Consider the following 17,112-nt stretch of genomic DNA (forward strand, 5'->3'; position numbering starts at 1 on the left):
GGTTACTGTACGGTCGAGTCAGCGGACCGAGGTGAGGAGGCCCCAGTGAGCACTGTTCGAGGCAAGGTCGTCCTGATCACTGGGGCCGCCCGCGGGATCGGCGCGGGCGTGGCCAAGCACCTGGCGCGGCAGGGCGCCAAGGTCGCTCTGGTCGGCCTGGAGCCCGAGGAGCTCAAGCGGGTCGCCGCCGACTGCGGGCCGGACGCGGCGTTCTGGGAAGCCGACGTGACCAGTTGGGACGCCCTGGAGAAGGCGGTCGGCGGCGTGGTCGGGCACTTCGGCGGGATCGACGTGCTGGTGGCCAACGCGGGGATCGCGGCGACCGGCTTCGCCCGGTCGATCGACCGGGCCGCGTTCGAGCGCGTGATCGAGGTCGACCTGCTCGGCGTCTGGCGCACGACCCGGGTCTGCCTGCCGCATCTGATCGACCGGCGCGGATACGCGTTGCTGGTGTCCTCGGCCGCGGCGATCATGCACATCCCCGGCAACGCCGCCTACAGCGCCGCCAAGGCGGGCGTGGAGGCGTTCGGCAACAGCCTGCGCGCGGAGGTCCGGCACCTGGGCGTGGCCGTGGGCGTGGCCCATCCGACGTGGATCGCCACCGACATGGTCAACAGTGCCGACAAGCATCCGGTCTTCGGCGCGCTGCGGGCCGCCGCGCCAGGCCTGGCCGGCAAGACGTACCCGCTGTCGCTGGCGGTCGACCTGATCAGTGAAGGCATCACCAAACGGTCGCGGGCGATCCACGTTCCCGGCTGGATCGGCGCGCTCAAGCTGGTCCGGGCGATCCTGCCGCGCCTGGTCGAGCTGTCCACCCGGCGGATCATGCCCGCCGCGGACAAGGCCGCGATCGAGGACATCGCCGAGCGCGGCAGCAAGGAGGCCAGCATCGTCGGCCCCGGCGCACGCGCGGATCTGGACGCTGTCCACAGGACGACCGAACAGGGTTAGATCAAGGGATGTCACGTCGCGCGGAGATCAAGATGACGCCCGGCGAGGTACGGGCGTACCTCGAGTCGGGCAGGGTGGCCAACGTCGCCACGATCGGCCCGAAAGGCCGGCCCCACCTGATCCCGGTCTTCTACATCCTTGAGGGCGACGGCATCGCCACCTGGACGTACGGCACCTCGCAGAAGGTGGCGAATCTACGCCGCCTGCCCGAGGCGACGGTGCTCGTGGAGAGCGGCGTGTCCTACGAGGAGTTGCAGGGCGTCTCGATGGAGTGCGACGTCGAGATCGTCGAGGACACCGAGCAGATCGTGCGGATCGGCACCGATCTGCTCGGCAGGATGTCCCTGGACACGACGGCACAGGGCAATGACGAGGTCGTGACGGCCGCCGCGCAGTTCATCCGCGTCCAGGCGCAGAAGCGCGTCGGACTGGTGTTCCGGCCGACCAAGGTGGTCAGCTGGGATCACCGCAAGCTCGGCGGGACCTACTGACCGGCCCACTTGCCCATGCGGATGTCCCACTCCCGCACGTCCCGCTTGGCCGCGACGCCTTCGGTCGTGTACGGGTCCTCGGCGATGATCGCGTCCAACTGGTCGCGGTCCTCGACCTGGTAGACCACGAACCCGCCCAGGTCGTCGGCCCACGGGCCGGCCGCGACCACGATCCCCTGCTCGGCGAGTCCTCGCAGGTAGTCGCGGTGTGCCGGGCGCACGGCGGCGAGCTTGTCCCGGTCGGTGGTGTACGTGACGTCAGCGGTGTACCAGGCCATGCCGCTCAGGCTAGTCGGCCGCCCCGATGGTCATCTTGGTCGGACGCTGTGGGTTGGGCCAGCCGACCGATACGCTCACCCTCGTGACAGGTCATGGCGGCAACCACGGCGGCAACCAGCCGTCGCAGCAGTTCCAGGGCGGCACACCGATGTGGCCCGGCCCGGAGCACAACGCGGAGCGCAGCGTGGAGACCACGCTCACCCGCCTGCGCGCGCTCGACGGCGGCGGCTCGATCGCCGAGACACCGGCCCGGCTGACGTTGGAAGACCTGTACCGGATGCATCGGATGCGGCTGGTCCGGCTGGCGCTGCTGCTGGTCGACGAGCCCGCGACGGCCGAGGACGTGGTGCAGGAGGCCTTCACCGGCCTGCACCGGCATTGGGCCAATCTGCGTGACGGTGCCGCCGCGGTCGGTTACCTGCGGACGGCCGTCGTCAACGGCTCACGCAGCGTCCTGCGCCGCCGTAAGACCGCTCGGGACTACACGCCCCCGCATGCGGTGAACGCGCGTTCCGCGGAGAGCCTGGCGATGCTGACGGCCGAGCACCAGGCTGTGGTGCAGGCGCTGTCGCAGTTGCCGCCGCGTCAGCGCGAGGTGCTGGTGCTGCGGTACTACGGCGGGCTGTCGGAGGCGGAGATCGCCGAGGCCGCGGGCATCTCGAAGGGCACCGTGAAGTCCACCGCGTCCCGCGCGCTGGACGCCCTGCAGAAGATCATGGCGGGTCCCGCCTGAGGTGGTTCTCACTCATGCGGGCGAGTGACACCCGTCCGTTGGTATAGACCAATCGCGGGTCGATGACCCATCATCGTCACCATGACCGACCTGGTGATCTCTGGGGGCAGAGTCGTGACGCCCGACGGTGTCCTCGATCCCGGGTGGCTGGAGGTCGAGAACGGCACCATCGCCGCGCTCGGTCCGGGTTACCCCAAGCAGTCCGGCGCCCCCGTGACGGATGTGGCCGGCGCATGGGTCGTGCCCGGTTTTGTCGACATCCACTGTCACGGCGGCGGCGGTGAGGCGTTCACCGACACCGATCCCCGTCGCGTGGGCACCGCGGTCGAGGCCCACCGCAGGCACGGCACGACGACCCTGCTGGCCTCGTTGGTCTCCCGGCCGGTTCCGGAACTGGTCAACCAGGTCGCGGCACTGTCCGAGCTGGTCAAGGACGGGATGATCGCGGGCGTCCACCTGGAGGGGCCGTTCTTGTCCGCGGCCCGCTGCGGCGCGCACGACCCGGCGATCCTCTGCCCGCCGGAGCCGTCGTCGATCCGCAAGCTGCTCGCCGCGGGCGACGGCGCGATCAGCATGATCACCATCGCGCCGGAACTGGACGGCGCCGTCAACGCGGTCCGCACCCTCGTGGACAACGGCGTGATCGCGGCGATCGGGCACACCGACGCGACCGAGGCGACCGTGCTGCCCGCGATCGACGCGGGCGCGACCGTGGCCACGCACCTGTTCAACGGCATGCGGCCGTTGCACCACCGTGAACCCGGACCGATCGGCGCGTTGCTGGACGATCCGCGCGTCACCGTCGAGCTGATCGTCGACCTGGTGCACCTCCACCCGACAGTGGTCCGGTTGGCCGCACGGCACGCCGGTCCAGGCCGGACCGTGCTGGTGACCGACGCGATCGCGGCCGCCGGTGTCGGCGACGGCGTGTACGACGTCGGCGGGCTGGAGGTCACGGTGACCGACGGCGTGCCCCGGATCGCCGGCGGCGGTTCACTGGCCGGCAGCACGCTGACCATGGACGCGGCTTTCCGCAACCTGGTCCAGGGCTGCGGGCTGACGATCCGCGAGGCCGTCACGGCCTGCTCGACGAGGCCCGCGCAACTGCTCGGCCTGGCGGAGCAGACCGGCTCGTTGAGCCCTGGTCTCGCGGCGGACTTCGTGCTGCTGGACGCCGCCCTGCGGCCCACCGGGGTGATGGCCCGCGGTGAGTGGGTCAAGTAGGTTGGCGGCGTGGCCAAGGACAAGGACCCGGAGCAGTTGCTCGCCGAGGCGTTGCGGGCGCAGGCCGTTCAGGTGAGCGGCCCGCCGGCGACCCCCGGCTACGGGTTGCTGTCCGGCGACGACCTCGGGCTGGCCGCCCGGGTGGAGACCCAGTCCCTGGCCGACGATCCGGTCACCACCGACATCCCCCGGCAACGGCTCGGCGGCTGGGCGGTGCTGCTGCTGGCGCTGTCCCTCGGCCTCGCCTGTGGCGCGGTGATCGGACTGGTCACCGTCTTCTAGCCGACCCTCCGTCCACATCGGACGGCTAGAACATCGACCCCGGGTTGAACAGGTTTCCCGGATCGAGCGCGTTCTTGATGGCCCGGTGGACCCGCATGCCCACCGGGCCGATCTCGCGTTCCAGCCACTCCTGCTTGATCCTGCCGACACCGTGCTCGCCGGTGACGGTCCCGCCGAGCGCCAGCCCGACGTCCAGGATGTCGTCGAAAGCCTTGCGGGCACGGGCGAACTCGTCCGCCGACGAGGCGTCGTAGACGATCGTCGGGTGCATGTTGCCGTCACCGGCGTGACCGACGACCGCGATCCGCAGCCCGCACTCCTCGCTGATCCGCTCGCAGCCGGCGATGAGTTCCGCGATCCGGGTGCGCGGCACGCTGACGTCGTCGGTCAGCCAGGTTCCGTACACCTCCAAAGCGGTCAGCACCGCCCGGCGCGCCTGCAACAGCATCTGCCCCTCGGCCAGATCGTGGGTCGTGTAGGCGAGATCCGCGCCCGCGGCACGGCAGACCTGTTCGATCACTTCGAGTTCGTGCCGTGCGGCCTCACCACCGGCGTCCGACTGGCACAGCAACAACGCCGCACATCCTTTGCCGGGACCCAGTTCCGTCTTCAGGTACTCCTCGACCGCCCGGATCGACGTGGCGTCCATGATCTCCATCAGGGACGGCACCATGCCTTCCCGCACGACCCGCGACACCGCGTCGCCCGCCGCCTCGATGGTCGAGAACGCCGCGATCGTGGTGCCGGGCACCTGTGGCAAGGGGCGCAACGCGACCGTGATCTCCGTGACGACGCCGAGCGTTCCCTCACTGCCGATGAACAACTTCGTCAGGTCGTAGCCCGCGACGCCTTTGACGGTCCGGCGGCCGGTCCGCAGCACCTCGCCGTCGGCGAGCACGACTTCCAGACCCAGCACGGAATCCGTGGTAACGCCGTACTTGACGCAACACAGACCACCCGCGTTGGTGGAGATGTTGCCGCCGATCGTGCACCAGTCGTAACTGGACGGATCGGGCGGATAGAACAAGCCGTGCTTCTCCACCGCGCCACGGAAGTCCAGATTGACCACGCCGGGTTGCACCACGGCGAGCCGGTTGTCCGGGTCGATCTCCAGAATTTCCTTCATCCGCGCGGTCACCAGCATGACGCAGCCGTCGATCGCGTTGGCCGCACCGGTAAGCCCGCTGCCCGCGCCACGAGGCACGATCGGCACCCCGAACTCCGCGCAGGCACGGACCACCGCCTGGACTTGGGACGTGTTCGAGGGCAGCACAACCGCCAACGGCGAGCCGTGCGGCGCCAACGGCATCATGTCGTGCTCGTAGCTGCGTGTGACGTCGGGATCGGTGATCACCGCGTCCGCACCCAACTCCGCTCTCAGCCGCTCTGCCAGAGTCACGATGTTTACGGTAACGCCCGGTAAGGGCATACCCCTAACAAGTCTTTCGGAGGGCAGCGAACCAGCGGTCCCCTGATCTACAGTGATAGTTGTCACGTCAAGGTCGACGAGACCTGGGGAGGCGATTCGGATGGCCGAGCTACCTGCTACCCCCAGTCTGGCGAGTCGCCTGCTGGCCTTGCTGATGGTGCGCAGTCTGCGGGTGCTCGGCGGCGTGGTCCGCCCAGGATCGACTCCATTACGTGTCGTGCGTGAGGCTTTCGACGCGATCGGCCGCACACCACTGCCGCGCGGCACCAGGATCAAGCACGTCACCGCCGGCGGAGTGCCCGGTCTGCTTGTGACGGCCAAGGAAGCCCAGGGCGCGGCCGGGATCATGCTGTACATGCACGGCGGCGGGTTCGTCTGCGGTTCGCCACGGACGCACCGCCAGCTGGCGTCCCGGATCTCCGCCTCGACCGGATTGCCCGTTCTGTTACTGGACTACCGGTTGGCGCCGGAACACCCCTTTCCGGCCGCCGCCGAGGACGCGCTCGCGGCGTACCGCTGGCTGCTGGCCGACGGGTACCAGCCGTCGCAGATCGTCGTGGGCGGCGACTCCGCGGGCGGCCACCTGACGGCGTGCCTGTTGGCGGACATCGCGAGCGAGAAGCTGCCGATGCCGTCCGCGGCGGTCATGCTGTCGCCGTTCCTCGACCTGACCGGCGCCGAGCTGGCGTCCCGGGACCTGGCACTGCGGGACCCGTTCGTCCCGCCGGACTACGCGATCTGGTGCGGCGCCGCGTACGTCGGGGAGACCATGCCCTCCCATCGCAGGCTGAACGTGCTGAAGGTGCGTAAGCGCGGCTGGCCACCGGTGCTGATCCAGGTCGGCGGCACGGAGTGCCTGCAAGTCGACTCCGAGCGGATGGCCGAGTCGTTACGGCGCGCGGGCGGTTACTGCGATCTGCAGGTATGGCCTGGCCAGGTGCACGTCTTCCACTGGTTCGCGCCGTGGCTGCCGGAGGCGAACGCCGCACTGCGGCACATCGGCGAGTTCGTCCGCGAGGTCTCGGACCAGACCGTCGCCGCATAGGGGGAGCGTGCGCGTGGCGTCCAGCCGCGTGCGGTCCGCTGGCCCGTGTCACGGCAGGCAGACGATTCGTTACCTAGCCGATCTCCTTTCCCCTTGAGCCGCGTGAACTCTCACGTACGCTCCATCAGGTGAACCTGGTTGGCTGGCTGGCGGAGAACGGTCCGCTGATGGTCTGGCTGATCGTGCTCAGCTTCGTCTTCATCGAATGCGCGTTTGTCGTCGGTTTGTTCCTGCCGGGTGATTCCCTGCTTTTCACCGCCGGACTGGTGCTGGCCCAGCACGGCTCGCACGACGTCGAAGCGTGGGCGCTGTCCGTCACCGCGACGGTCGTCGCCGTGGCCGGCAACCAGCTCGGCTACCACATCGGCCGCAAAGCGGGAACGTCCCTGACCGGGCGGCTGGGTGGCCGGGTGCTCACCGTGGAGCGGCTCGGCAGGGCCCGTGACTTCCTCGACCGCCGCGGCTTCTGGGCGATCGTGCTGGCCCGCTGGCTCCCGTGGGTCCGCACGCTGGCGCCGATGATCGCCGGTGCCGCCGCGATGAACCCCCGCCGGTACATGGTCGCGACCACGGTCGGCGCGGTGCTGTGGGTGCCGACGCTCGTGCTGGTCGGGTACTACGCCGCCGGCCTGCTCACGCAGTACCCGTGGGTGGTGACCACGGCCGTCGTGGTCGGCGTCGCGTTCTTCGTGGTGGGGACCGTGTGGGGCATCTGGCGCTACCGCCAGGAGATGCGCAGGCCCGCCGAGCTCGTCCCCGTGGTCGACTAGGTCGTGTTTCGAATGTCCCGGTCGATGAGAGTCGGGATCGGGGCGGTTCCTGGCGTCGCCGCGGGATCGCCGCGAATACTGGTTGTCTTTGGGCGGTCCCGCGGTGGCGTCAGGGGCCGCATCCGGCCCGGCTATCGCGATCGGGCATTTGAAACACGACCTAGGGCTTCTCCGCCCAGAGCACCAGCTGGATGCCGTCCGGGTCGCGCAGGGCGACCACGGACTTGCCCGCGCTCTGCTCCTCGGTGATCGGCGAGTACATCACGCCGTGTTCGTCGAGCCGGTCGGTCCACTCGGTCAGGCAGCCCTCGTCCGGCACGGAGAACGACAGGTGGTCCAGCCCGGGTCTCTTCTCGTCGAACACGTTGCCCGCCGCGTACGGGTGCTGGACCAGGGTGAGCGCGAAACCGTCGCCTGGGCCCCGCAGGAACACCTTGCGGACACCGAGGGCGTCCTCGTCGAGCGTGCCGACCACGCTGAACCCGAGGACCCGCTCGTACCAGGGGACACTGCGGTCCACGTCGGTCACGGTCAGCGCGATGTGATGCACGCCGCTCAACGTGGGCATTTCGGTCCGTCCTTTCGTGCGGCCACTACAGATCGGGGGAAAGGCCGCTCCGCCAATAGTGCCGCACGACTGTCTACAAATCCGGCGTCGTGAGCACGCTGTTATAGGACATTCCACACCGCGAGATGTGCCCGCTAGTCCCGTAGCACGAGATCCGCGCGTTCCGCCGTCGCATTGATCACGGTTGCGTTGCGTTCATCGGACCCCAACGCTCTGTCACGAGCCTCCTCGGCGCTGCGGCCGAACGCCTCGTGCCGCGCGATCAGCCTGCGGTGCCGTTCGCCCTCGTCGAGATCGAGGAACCAGACCTCGTCCAGCAGGTCACGCACCGCACCCCACGGCTTGTCCGGCACCAGCAGGTAGTTGCCCTCGGTGACGACCAGCCTGGTCTCCGGGAAGACCGGGACCGCGCACGCGACCGGTTCCTCGATCTCCCGGCGGAACTCCGGCGCGTACACCACCTCGTCGGCCTGGTCTCGCAGTCTGCGCAGCAGATCGACGTACCCGGCGCCGTCGAAGGTGTCCAGCGCGCCCTTGCGCTCGGTGCGGCCCAGCCGTTCCAGCTCCACCTGGGCCAGGTGGAAGCCGTCCATGCCGACGTAGACCGCCTGGTCACCGAGTGCTTCGACGATCCGGCTCGCCAGCGTCGACTTGCCCGCGCCCGGCGCGCCGCAGATCCCGAGCATGGCCCGGTCCTTGGCGGCCAGCGCCCGTGCGCGGTCGACCAGTTCAGCGAAGTTCATCGCGCCAGCTCGCTCCTTCGTGCTGTACCCGCAGACCGGCGATTCGGTTGGCGTAGCGGATCAAATCGGGCATGTCGGCGGTTTCGGGCACCCGGCCGAGCCGGGACACGCCGAGCGTGAGCGCGCCGTGCCAGACGTCGCCCGCGCCCGCGGTGTCCCTGGCTTCCACTTGCGGCACAGGCACTTCCCCATGGTCGGATCCGACGAACCACTGCACCGGCTCCGGTCCGTACGTGCGTGTCACCACCGGGCAGTCGACGGGATCCTGGAACGCCGACGAGCACGCGCACACGTCGACCATCGGCAGCAGTTCGTCGAACACCGCCTTGCGGCTGCCCGCGTCCAGGATCACCGGCACGTCGGCGCGGGCGGCCTTGAGCGCCAGGGCCGGGTGATGCCCGTCGAGCAACACCGTGTCCACATCAGACAGTTCGACGTCAGCGTCCGCCGTTATGCCCGAAGCGTTGTGCGAGACGACGGTCCGTTCACCGTCGGCGTCACGCACGGAGACCGCACTCACCGCGGGCGGCTCGACACGATCCGGCACGACGTCGACCACTTCGACGCCGTAGCGTTCAAGATCGCGCCTTGCCAAGTCCGCCAAGGGATGCGAGCCCAGGACGGTCACCAGGCGAACGTGCCCGCCGAGCGCGGCGATGGTGATCGCCGCGTTCGCCGCCGGTCCGCCCGCCACCAGTTCCACCGAACTGGACTGCACTTTCTGGCCTGGCACGGGCAGCACGTCCACCCGCTGGACAAGGTCCACTGTGCACAGACCGACCGTCAGGATCAACGGTTGAGTCCCGTGGTCACGCCGACTTCCTCGATCGTGCCGTCCTCGCCCATCCGCAGCGCGCCGGTCAGCAGGCCGACGACCTCGTTCATCGAGTGTGTCCCCGGCGAGACGACCGCGACCCGCCTGCCCAGCCGGTGCACGTGGACCCGGTCGGCGATCTCGAAGACGTGCGGCATGTTGTGGCTGATCAGGACCACCGGCAGGCCGCGGTCCCTGATCCGGCCGATCAGTTCGAGCACCTTGGCGGATTCCGCGACACCCAGGGCGGCCGTCGGCTCGTCCATGATCACGACCCGGGTCCCGAACGCGGCCGCACGCGCGACCGCGACCGCCTGCCTTTGCCCACCGGACAACGTCTCCACCGGCTGGGTCATCGACTTGATGTTGATCCCGAGGTCGTCGAGCACGCTGCGGGCCTCGGCACGCATACCCTTCGAGTCCAGCAGCCGGAACACCGCGCCGAGCACGCCCGGACGCCGTTTCTCCCGGCCCAGGAACATGTTCGTGGCGATGTCCTGCGCCTGGGCGAGCGCCAGGTCCTGGTAGACGGTCTCGATGCCGTGCCTGCGGGCGTCCAGCGGGCCGTGGAAGTGCACCCGTTCACCGTTGACGTGGATCTCGCCCTCGTCCGGGATCACCGCGCCGGACAGGGTTTTGATCAACGTGGACTTGCCCGCGCCGTTGTCGCCGACCACCGCGAGCACCTCGCCGGGCCGCAGGTCGAAGTCGGCGCCGTCCATCGCGGTCACCCGGCCGTACCGTTTGACCAGGCCTTTCGCCGCCAATACCGGAGTCATCGCTGCCTCCCCCGGGAGAACCGGTCCACCGCGACCGCCGCGATCACGAGCACGCCCGTGGCCACGTCCTGGTACAGGTTGTCGATCCCGGCCTGGGTCAGCCCGCTGCGAAGCACCGCCACGATCAACGCGCCGATCAGCGTGCCGATCACGCTGCCGCGCCCGCCGAAGAGGCTCGTCCCGCCGATGACGACGGCCGTGATCGAGTCGAGGTTGCCGAGCTGGAACGCGTTCGGGTCCGCGTTCGGCACGCGCCCCAACGCCTGCCAGGCCGCGATTCCGTAGATCACGCCCGCGACGAGGTACACGCCGAGCAGGCTGCGGCGCACGTGGATGCCGGACAGGCGCGCGGCCTCCGGGTCGTTGCCGACCGCGTAGACGTGCTTGCCCCAAGCGGTCCGCGTCAGCGCGTACCAGACCCCGAGGTACATCACCAGCATCAGGACCATGCCGAACGTGACTTCGATCTGGCCGAACAGGTACTGCTTCTGGCCGAGGAAGCCGAGCGTGTCGTCGGTGACCGGGAAGCTCTGCCCGGAGGCGTAGATCCGGCTCACCGCGGTCACGATGGTCAGCATGCCGAGCGTGACGATGAACGGCGGCAACCGGAAACCGGTCACGATGCCACCGGTCACCGCGCCGATCGCCGCCGCCACAACGATTCCGAGCAACAACGCGACGATCCCCGGCATGCCCGACTCAAGGGTCAGCCTGGCCATCAGCAGCGTCGCGAACACCGCGATCGCCGCGTTGGCCAGGTCGATGCCGCCGGTCAGGATCACCAACGTCTGGCCGAGCGCCAGCGTGCCGATCACCAGCGACTGCTGGACGACCAGGGACAGGTTGTCCACGTTGAGGAAGGTGTCGGTGGTGACCGAGAAGACCACCACCGCCACGGCCAACGCGATCGCCGGGCCGATCGCCGGGGTGCGCAGGATGAATTCGCTGCGCTCCTTGAAACCGCGTTCGTGAATGGTGCTCATCGGCTCAGCCCCAGCAGTTCTGCAAGCCCCACGCGGTGTCCTGGCTCTGGATTCCGGCAACCGGCTTGTCGGTGATCACGGTGACGCCCGTGTTCACGAATCCGGACGGCTTCTTGCCGGATTTGCCGAATTCCACCGCGGCCTGCACACCCTGCGCCGCCATTTTCTTCGGGAACTGCATCACGGTCGCCACGACTTTGCCGTCCTTGACGTCGGTGACGCCCTGGCAGGAACCGTCGATCGAGCCGATCACGACCTGGCCCGCGATTCCCTTCGCCTGCAACGCGCCGTAGGCACCGCGTGCGGCGGGCTCGTTGAGCGTGTAGACGGCGGTGATCGAGGCGTCGCGCTGCAGCAGGTTCTCGGTCGCCGTCTGCGCCTTGTTCTGCTCGCCGTTGGTCGCCTCGACGCCGAGGATCGCCGGGTCACCGTCCTTCAGGCCCATACCCTGGAGGAACCCGTTGTGGCGCTGCTCGCTCACGGTCGAGCCGGGCGTGCCGTCGAGCATGATCACCTTCGGTGCCTTGCCCGCCAGCGCGGCCTTCACGTACGTGCCCTGCATCCGGCCGGCCTCGGTGTTGTCGCTGGCGAACGTGGCGTCGACGGCGTCCTTCGGTTCGGTCTCGGTGTCCAGCGCGATCACCAGAACACCCCGGTCACGAGCGTTCTTGATGGCGCCGAGGATGCCGGTCGAGTTGCTGGGCGTGATCATGATCGTCTTCGCGCCCTGCTGGACCAGGTTCTCGATCGCGGCGACCTGACCTTCGTTGTCGCCGTCGAACTTGCCCGCCAGCGCGATCAGCTCCGCGCCCAAGCGGTCGGCCTCGGCTTTCGCGGAGTCGCGCAGGGCCACGAAGTACGGGTTGGAGTCGGTCTTGGTCACGAGACCGACCTTGATCCTGCCGCCATCGGCGGGTTGGTCACCACTTCCGGTCTTCTGGCTGGTACAACCACTCGCGGCGAACGCGAGCAGACCGGCGGCGATGATGGCGAGACCACGTCGTCCCATGACTTCCCTCCTAGGCATGCCTGGTTGCGGGGAAGCTAATGATTCACTTAGCCTGTCGCAACCGTTTGCGCAAACGCTTGGCCTTGTTTGCTGACAGGGAGACTCACTTGGTCACCATGAAGGATGTCGCCCAGATGGCGGGCGTCTCCATCACCACGGTGTCGCACGTGGTCAACTCCACCCGGGCGGTCGCCCCCGAGACCAAGTTCCGAGTCCTGGACGCGATCGAGCGCACCGGCTACACCGGCGACGCGATCGCCCGATCACTGGTCACCGGCGGCACCCGGTCGTTGGGCGTGGCGATCTCGCTCGTGGCCAACCCGTACTTCGGCGAACTGATCCAGGCGATCGAGCACGAGACCACCAAGTCCGGCTACACGCTCGTGCTGACCGACACCCACGACGAGCAGGCGACGGAGCAGTCCGCGGTCCGCACGCTGCGTTCCCGCCGCGTGGACGGGCTGATCCTGACCCCGTCACCCCGGGCCGCCGGCACGGTCCTGCCCGAGCTCAAACAGCTGGGCATCCCGATGGTGCTGGTCGACCGGCTGACCGTGGGCACCGAGTTCGACCAGGTCGGCCCGGAGAACGTGCACGCCACCTCGGCGCTGGTGCAGCACCTGGCGGAACTCGGGCACCGGCGGATCGGGATGGTCAGCGGCGCCGAAGGGCTGGCCACCACCTCCGAGCGGGTGCTCGGCTACCGGCTCGGCCTCGGCCGCTCCGGCCTGAGCTGGGACGAAACCCTGGTGCAGTCCGGCGAGTCGGCCGCGGAACCGGCCGCCGCGGCACTGGGCAGGCTGCTCGACTTAGCCAATCCACCGACCGCGGTGGTCGCGGGCAACAACGTGATGTTGTCCGGAGTTCTGCACGAAGCCCGCAGGCGCGACGTGAAAATCGGCAGGGAACTCGCGGTCGTCGGATATGACGACGTGGAATGGGCGGATCTGCTCGACCCGCCGATCACCACGATGGCCCAGCCGATCGCGGAAATCGGCCGGACCGCCGTGCGGATGCTGCTCAACCGGATCGCCGACCCGTCCCGCGAACCCACCACCGTCCGGTTGCAGCCGAAGTTGATGCACCGCAATTCCTGCGGCTGCTTCTGACGGCTACAACGGTTTTCACCGGCCGCCGCTGATCGTCACGACCGAACCGGTCACGAACGAGGCCGAGTCGGACAGCAGCCACGCGACACCGTCCGCGATTTCCTCGGGCTGACCCGCGCGGCCCAACGGGATCAGCGGCGCGGTTTTGGCGATGCGGTCGGGTGCTCCGGCGGCTTCGTGCATCTCGGTTTCGACCAGGCCTGGCGCCACGCAGTTGACCCGGATGCCCTCGTTGGCGACTTCGAGCGCGAGGCCTTTTGTCAGCGTCTCGACCGCTGCTTTGCTTGCCGCGTAATGGACCCACTCGTTCGGTGAGCCCCGATGCGCTGCCGTGGAAGAGATGTTGACGATCACGCCGCCCTGGCCGCCGTGCCGGGTCGACATCCGGCGGACGGCTTCCCTGTCGCACAAGAAGGTTCCGACCACGTTGACTTCCAGGACCTCACGCACCGTCCGCACGTCGTGCTCGTCGAGGCGCGCGATCTTGTTGCCGGTGACGCCCGCGTTGCACACCAGGCCGGTCACCGGGCCGAGTCGCCCGGCCTCGTCGAACAACCGGACCACGTCCGCCTCGTCGGCCACGTTCGCCTGGACCGCCAGGCCGCCGGTCTCCTTGGCGACGGCCTGCGCCGCGGCGGCGTTGCCGACGTAGTTGACGACGACCTGGTGGCCGGCTTTGGCCACCGTCCGGCAGATCGCCGCACCGATACCCCGGCTGCCGCCGGTCACGATCACCACACCCATACGGCCACACTAGTGTGATCGTTCGAGCAGGGCGGCCGCCTCGAGGATCATCCAGCCGCCCAGCTGCGACGCCAGCTCCCGCTCGGGAATCCGGTGCCGCGGCGACCTCGGCACCCGGGACGGGACTGTCCAGTCAGGACCGTAGAGCGGACCACCGCGCGCGACGGCCCGGTTTCGCCATGCGGCCGCGGCGCTCGTCAGCACAAGACGTTCCGCCACATGGCTGGCGGCCATGCCGGTCGCCGACGCACCCGTCAACGCGGGCAGTCGTAGCGCCGCCAACGCCAGGTACCGCGCGAGAATCCCGGTGTAGATACCGCCGTCACCGCCGCCGTGGCCACGCAGCACGCCGTTGTTCGCCAGGTGCTCGGAGACCGCGATGATGGTGCGCTCGGCCCGCTCCGCCCACACCGGGTCGCCGACCGCCAACTCCAGGCAGACGCCCAGGTAGACGCCCTGGATGTACGTGTAGATCTCTTTGATCGTCTCGCGGATCTCGCCGTCGAGGTTCACGTGCAGGCCGACCCAGACCAGCCCGGTGACCTCGTCGAACAGCGTGTCCTCCATCCACTCCGCGATCGCCCGCGCACGTTGCATGTCGATCCGGTCCCCGCTGCGGGCCAGCAGGATGGTCGCGGGACCGTTCACGCGGACGCTCTTGAGGTTCTCGTCCGACCGTGACCACAGCCCACCGCCCGCGTGGTCAGTCCATGCACTGCGCAGACCACGGATGATGTCGCCGACCGCGACCTTCACCGGCGTGTACTGCGACGCACGCAGCAACGCCAGACCCAGCCACGCCGCGTCGCCGTAGTCCTCGGACACCCAACGACGGCCGTGCCGCAACCGCACACTGCGCACGATCCGCGCGATGGACGTCGCCCGCGTCGCCGTCGGGTTGCGCTCCTGCGCGTCGACCAAACAGTCGATCAGATGCGCCTGCGCGAAGAAGTTCCACCTTCCGAACAGCCGCTCGCCCCGAGTGGGTGGCCACCCGTCGACACCGAGCAATGTGCCAGGGCGCGCCCACAGCCGGCGCAGGTGCCTGGCGTGCACACCCAACTCCGACACCGCGGCGCGCGCCGCCCACAACCGGGCGGTGGCGACGAGCTCTCTGGCCATGTCGCCCATGGTGGTATCTCCGACCGGTCAGGAGATACCCCTCAGCGTGGTACGTGCCCCACTTGGGCGAATTAATCAGTCACCAGGCGGAACCCAGGTCCGCGTGGTCACGGATCCACGAGTGCATCACGACACCCGCCGCCACGCCCGCGTTGATCGACCGGGTGGACCCGAACTGGGCGATCGACACGGTCATGCCGGCCGCCTCCCGCGCCTGTTCGGTGAGGCCAGGGCCTTCCTGACCGAAAAGAAGGACGCAGTGGCGCGGAAGTTTGACAGTCTCGATCCGCTGCGCGCCGGGCGTGTTGTCCACCGCGACCAGCGTGAGGTCCTCGGCTTTCGCGAACTCGGCCAGGGAAGCCACATCCGGGTGATGCACGACGTGTTGGTACCGGTCCGTGACCATGGCACCGCGGCGGTTCCACCGTCGCCGCCCGACGATGTGCACGGCCTTGGCCAGGAAGGCGTTCGCCGTCCGCACAACCGTGCCGATGTTGTGGTCGTGCTGCAGGTTCTCGATCGCGACGTGGAAGTCGTGCCTGCGCGTGTCCAGATCCGCGATGACGGCCTCCCGCCGCCAGTAGCGGTACGCGTCGACCACGTTGCGCCGGTCGCCCTCGGCCAGCAGTTCAGGGTCGTACTTGGGGTCGTCCGGCCACGGGCCTTCCCAGGGCCCGACACCGACGGGATCGCCGAACACCCACTCGGTCGGTCCGGTCACGCCGACACTTTGGCCCTGTTGCGCCACCGGATGTACGTCCCGGCATAGGACACGATGAGGATCACGATCGCCAGCACTGCCACCACCGGCAACAGGCTACGCGGGATCAGATCGTCGTAGATGTAGTACTCGTTGAAACCGCCCGGCAGCGACCCGAGCCCCTGCTGGTGCCGGAAGTAGTCCTCCAGCGTGGTGAGCGGGCACGGCAGGCCGGGGATGACGTTCACCGCGACACCCCACGCGGCGAAGAAGACGTGGATGAAGAGGGACTTCGGCCACCACCAGCCGAGTAACCCGCCGAAACCGATGTACAGCAGCGCGGCGAAATGCACCACGACCGTCACATCAGCCAAGAACGCAGCCACAGACCTCACCGCCCCTGTCCTTGACACCCAGTCTGGACTCGTCGCGGCCTGGAAGGCAACTGTCGTCGCAGGTGGTGGGGCCGCTGGTGAGCGACCCCACGCTTGGCCTACAGGCCGAGGTCGGCCAACCCCAGCAGGTAGCGGTACGGCAGCCCGGCCGCCTCGATGGCCTCCTTGGCACCGGTCGCCCGGTCCACGACGGTCACGACACCGACGACCTCGGCACCGGCCTCCCGCAACGCCTCGACAGCGGTCAACACACTGCCACCGGTCGTCGAGGTGTCCTCGACCGCGAGCACCCGCTGGCCCGCGACCTCGATCCCCTCGATCCGGCGCTGCATGCCGTGTTCCTTGGCGGACTTGCGGACGACAAAGGCGTCCAGCACATCCCCCTGCGCAGCCGCCGCGTGCATCATCGCGCACGCCACCGGATCGGCGCCGAGCGTCAGACCGCCCGCGGCCACGTAGTCCCAGTCGGAGGTGAGCTGACGCAGCAGCTTGCCGATCAGCGGAGCGGCCGCGTGCTGCAAGGTCGCCCGGCGCAGGTCGACGTAGTAGTCGGCCTCCTTGCCGGAGGACAGCGTTACACGACCACGGACAACGGCCAGCTCGGAAACGAGCCTGGCGAGTTCGGACTTGGCGTTCTGGTCAACGAGCACAAGGCCCCACCCTAAAACACGAAGCAGAATCCGCCGCCCGAACACCTGCGGACACCCGCATGCCCCACGTCACACTTCGCGAACCCGAACCGCAAAGTCCACAGTAGACACAATCACCGCTCCCCAAAACCCCAGCCACGCACCAAATCCCACCCCCAGACAGCCCCCACCACTCCCGGGGGGCGGCCCCGCTCCAGCCTACCGCGATGGCAAGATCAACGGGGGTGGTGAAGATCGACATGTGGACAGCCGGGCTGCTGTGGACAGCTTGGCCGATGTCGGCCTTCGCCGC

General features: G+C 68.8%; 21 protein-coding genes. 8 read left to right on the forward strand and 13 right to left on the reverse strand.

Annotated elements, in window-relative coordinates:
- Window positions 1-45 precede the first annotated feature (45 nt).
- Both GC106_RS05205 and GC106_RS05210 read left to right on the forward strand, forming a co-directional pair.
- On the forward strand, window positions 46-951 hold the full coding sequence (locus GC106_RS05205) for a short-chain dehydrogenase/reductase (protein WP_173124981.1): 906 nt from the start codon (window positions 46-48) through the stop codon (window positions 949-951).
- An 8-nt stretch (window positions 952-959) separates the two neighbouring features.
- Window positions 960-1,442, forward strand: a complete 483-nt coding sequence (locus tag GC106_RS05210) for a pyridoxamine 5'-phosphate oxidase family protein (protein WP_173124983.1) — start codon at window positions 960-962, stop codon at window positions 1,440-1,442.
- On the opposite strand, the gene GC106_RS05215 is transcribed toward GC106_RS05210, so the two are convergent.
- Window positions 1,436-1,720: a YciI family protein gene (locus GC106_RS05215; RefSeq protein WP_173124985.1), complete on the reverse strand. Its 285-nt coding sequence runs from the start codon at window positions 1,718-1,720 to the stop codon at window positions 1,436-1,438. The two genes, GC106_RS05210 and GC106_RS05215, sit on opposite strands and share 7 nt — an antisense overlap.
- A 149-nt stretch (window positions 1,721-1,869) precedes the next feature.
- Between GC106_RS05215 and GC106_RS05220 the strand changes: the two genes are divergently transcribed.
- The 3 genes from GC106_RS05220 (at window position 1,870) to GC106_RS05230 (ending at window position 3,960) form a co-directional block, all read left to right on the forward strand.
- Complete coding sequence (locus tag GC106_RS05220; RefSeq protein WP_173125541.1) at window positions 1,870-2,454, forward strand: SigE family RNA polymerase sigma factor; 585 nt, start codon at window positions 1,870-1,872, stop codon at window positions 2,452-2,454.
- Between the two features lie 81 nt (window positions 2,455-2,535).
- Window positions 2,536-3,678, forward strand: a complete 1,143-nt coding sequence (gene nagA, locus GC106_RS05225) for an N-acetylglucosamine-6-phosphate deacetylase (RefSeq protein ID WP_173124987.1) — start codon at window positions 2,536-2,538, stop codon at window positions 3,676-3,678.
- A gap of 9 nt (window positions 3,679-3,687) precedes the next feature.
- Window positions 3,688-3,960, forward strand: a complete 273-nt coding sequence (locus tag GC106_RS05230) for a hypothetical protein (RefSeq protein ID WP_173124989.1) — start codon at window positions 3,688-3,690, stop codon at window positions 3,958-3,960.
- Between the two features lie 25 nt (window positions 3,961-3,985).
- Here the strand turns inward: GC106_RS05230 and GC106_RS05235 are convergent, their stop codons facing one another.
- The gene (locus GC106_RS05235; RefSeq protein WP_173124991.1) at window positions 3,986-5,389 is read right to left on the reverse strand and encodes an FAD-binding oxidoreductase; all 1,404 of its coding nucleotides are present in this window, start codon (window positions 5,387-5,389) and stop codon (window positions 3,986-3,988) included.
- Window positions 5,390-5,489: 100 nt separating this feature from the next.
- Between GC106_RS05235 and GC106_RS05240 the strand changes: the two genes are divergently transcribed.
- Window positions 5,490-6,434: an alpha/beta hydrolase gene (locus GC106_RS05240; protein WP_173124993.1), complete on the forward strand. Its 945-nt coding sequence runs from the start codon at window positions 5,490-5,492 to the stop codon at window positions 6,432-6,434.
- A 167-nt stretch (window positions 6,435-6,601) separates the two neighbouring features.
- Entirely contained in the window at window positions 6,602-7,204 is a 603-nt protein-coding gene (locus tag GC106_RS05245) for a DedA family protein (RefSeq protein ID WP_173125543.1), read from the forward strand.
- Between the two features lie 160 nt (window positions 7,205-7,364).
- Here the strand turns inward: GC106_RS05245 and GC106_RS05250 are convergent, their stop codons facing one another.
- The 6 genes from GC106_RS05250 to GC106_RS05275 all read right to left on the reverse strand — a co-directional run bounded on the left by GC106_RS05250 (window position 7,365) and on the right by GC106_RS05275 (window position 12,100).
- On the reverse strand, window positions 7,365-7,772 hold the full coding sequence (locus GC106_RS05250) for a VOC family protein (protein ID WP_173124995.1): 408 nt from the start codon (window positions 7,770-7,772) through the stop codon (window positions 7,365-7,367).
- Window positions 7,773-7,906: 134 nt separating this feature from the next.
- Window positions 7,907-8,515: a nucleoside/nucleotide kinase family protein gene (locus GC106_RS05255; RefSeq protein ID WP_173124997.1), complete on the reverse strand. Its 609-nt coding sequence runs from the start codon at window positions 8,513-8,515 to the stop codon at window positions 7,907-7,909.
- Complete coding sequence (locus GC106_RS05260; RefSeq protein ID WP_173125545.1) at window positions 8,502-9,305, reverse strand: PfkB family carbohydrate kinase; 804 nt, start codon at window positions 9,303-9,305, stop codon at window positions 8,502-8,504. Before GC106_RS05260 ends, GC106_RS05255 begins: the two co-directional genes overlap by 14 nt.
- Complete coding sequence (locus tag GC106_RS05265; protein WP_173124999.1) at window positions 9,305-10,108, reverse strand: ATP-binding cassette domain-containing protein; 804 nt, start codon at window positions 10,106-10,108, stop codon at window positions 9,305-9,307. Before GC106_RS05265 ends, GC106_RS05260 begins: the two co-directional genes overlap by 1 nt.
- Complete coding sequence (locus GC106_RS05270) at window positions 10,105-11,091, reverse strand: ABC transporter permease (protein ID WP_173125001.1); 987 nt, start codon at window positions 11,089-11,091, stop codon at window positions 10,105-10,107. Before GC106_RS05270 ends, GC106_RS05265 begins: the two co-directional genes overlap by 4 nt.
- 4 nt (window positions 11,092-11,095) lie before the next feature.
- Window positions 11,096-12,100, reverse strand: coding sequence for a substrate-binding domain-containing protein (locus GC106_RS05275; protein WP_173125003.1), 1,005 nt, complete (start codon window positions 12,098-12,100; stop codon window positions 11,096-11,098).
- A 116-nt stretch (window positions 12,101-12,216) separates the two neighbouring features.
- On the opposite strand from GC106_RS05275, the gene GC106_RS05280 reads away from it, so the two are divergent.
- A complete protein-coding gene (locus GC106_RS05280) occupies window positions 12,217-13,209 on the forward strand; it encodes a LacI family DNA-binding transcriptional regulator (RefSeq protein WP_246364967.1) in 993 nt (330 codons plus the stop codon).
- A gap of 15 nt (window positions 13,210-13,224) precedes the next feature.
- On the opposite strand, the gene GC106_RS05285 is transcribed toward GC106_RS05280, so the two are convergent.
- From GC106_RS05285 to pyrE, 5 genes are all read right to left on the reverse strand, one after another.
- Window positions 13,225-13,953, reverse strand: a complete 729-nt coding sequence (locus tag GC106_RS05285; RefSeq protein ID WP_173125007.1) for an SDR family oxidoreductase — start codon at window positions 13,951-13,953, stop codon at window positions 13,225-13,227.
- A 9-nt stretch (window positions 13,954-13,962) separates the two neighbouring features.
- Entirely contained in the window at window positions 13,963-15,075 is a 1,113-nt protein-coding gene (locus GC106_RS05290; protein WP_173125009.1) for a glycoside hydrolase family 76 protein, read from the reverse strand.
- 79 nt (window positions 15,076-15,154) lie between these two features.
- Window positions 15,155-15,796 (reverse strand): TrmH family RNA methyltransferase, encoded by a 642-nt coding sequence (locus tag GC106_RS05295; RefSeq protein WP_312872440.1) that lies wholly within the window; start codon window positions 15,794-15,796, stop codon window positions 15,155-15,157.
- Window positions 15,793-16,161 carry a DUF2784 domain-containing protein gene (locus GC106_RS05300; RefSeq protein ID WP_173125547.1) on the reverse strand — a complete coding sequence of 123 codons (369 nt, stop codon included), beginning with the start codon at window positions 16,159-16,161 and terminating at the stop codon, window positions 15,793-15,795. The genes GC106_RS05295 and GC106_RS05300 overlap by 4 nt, the downstream gene beginning before the upstream one ends.
- A gap of 107 nt (window positions 16,162-16,268) precedes the next feature.
- Window positions 16,269-16,820, reverse strand: a complete 552-nt coding sequence (pyrE, locus tag GC106_RS05305) for an orotate phosphoribosyltransferase (protein ID WP_173125013.1) — start codon at window positions 16,818-16,820, stop codon at window positions 16,269-16,271.
- Window positions 16,821-17,112: the final 292 nt, after the last annotated feature.

The sequence above is a fragment of the Kibdelosporangium persicum genome, from assembly GCF_013280595.1.
GTDB lineage: Bacteria > Actinomycetota > Actinomycetes > Mycobacteriales > Pseudonocardiaceae > Kibdelosporangium > Kibdelosporangium persicum.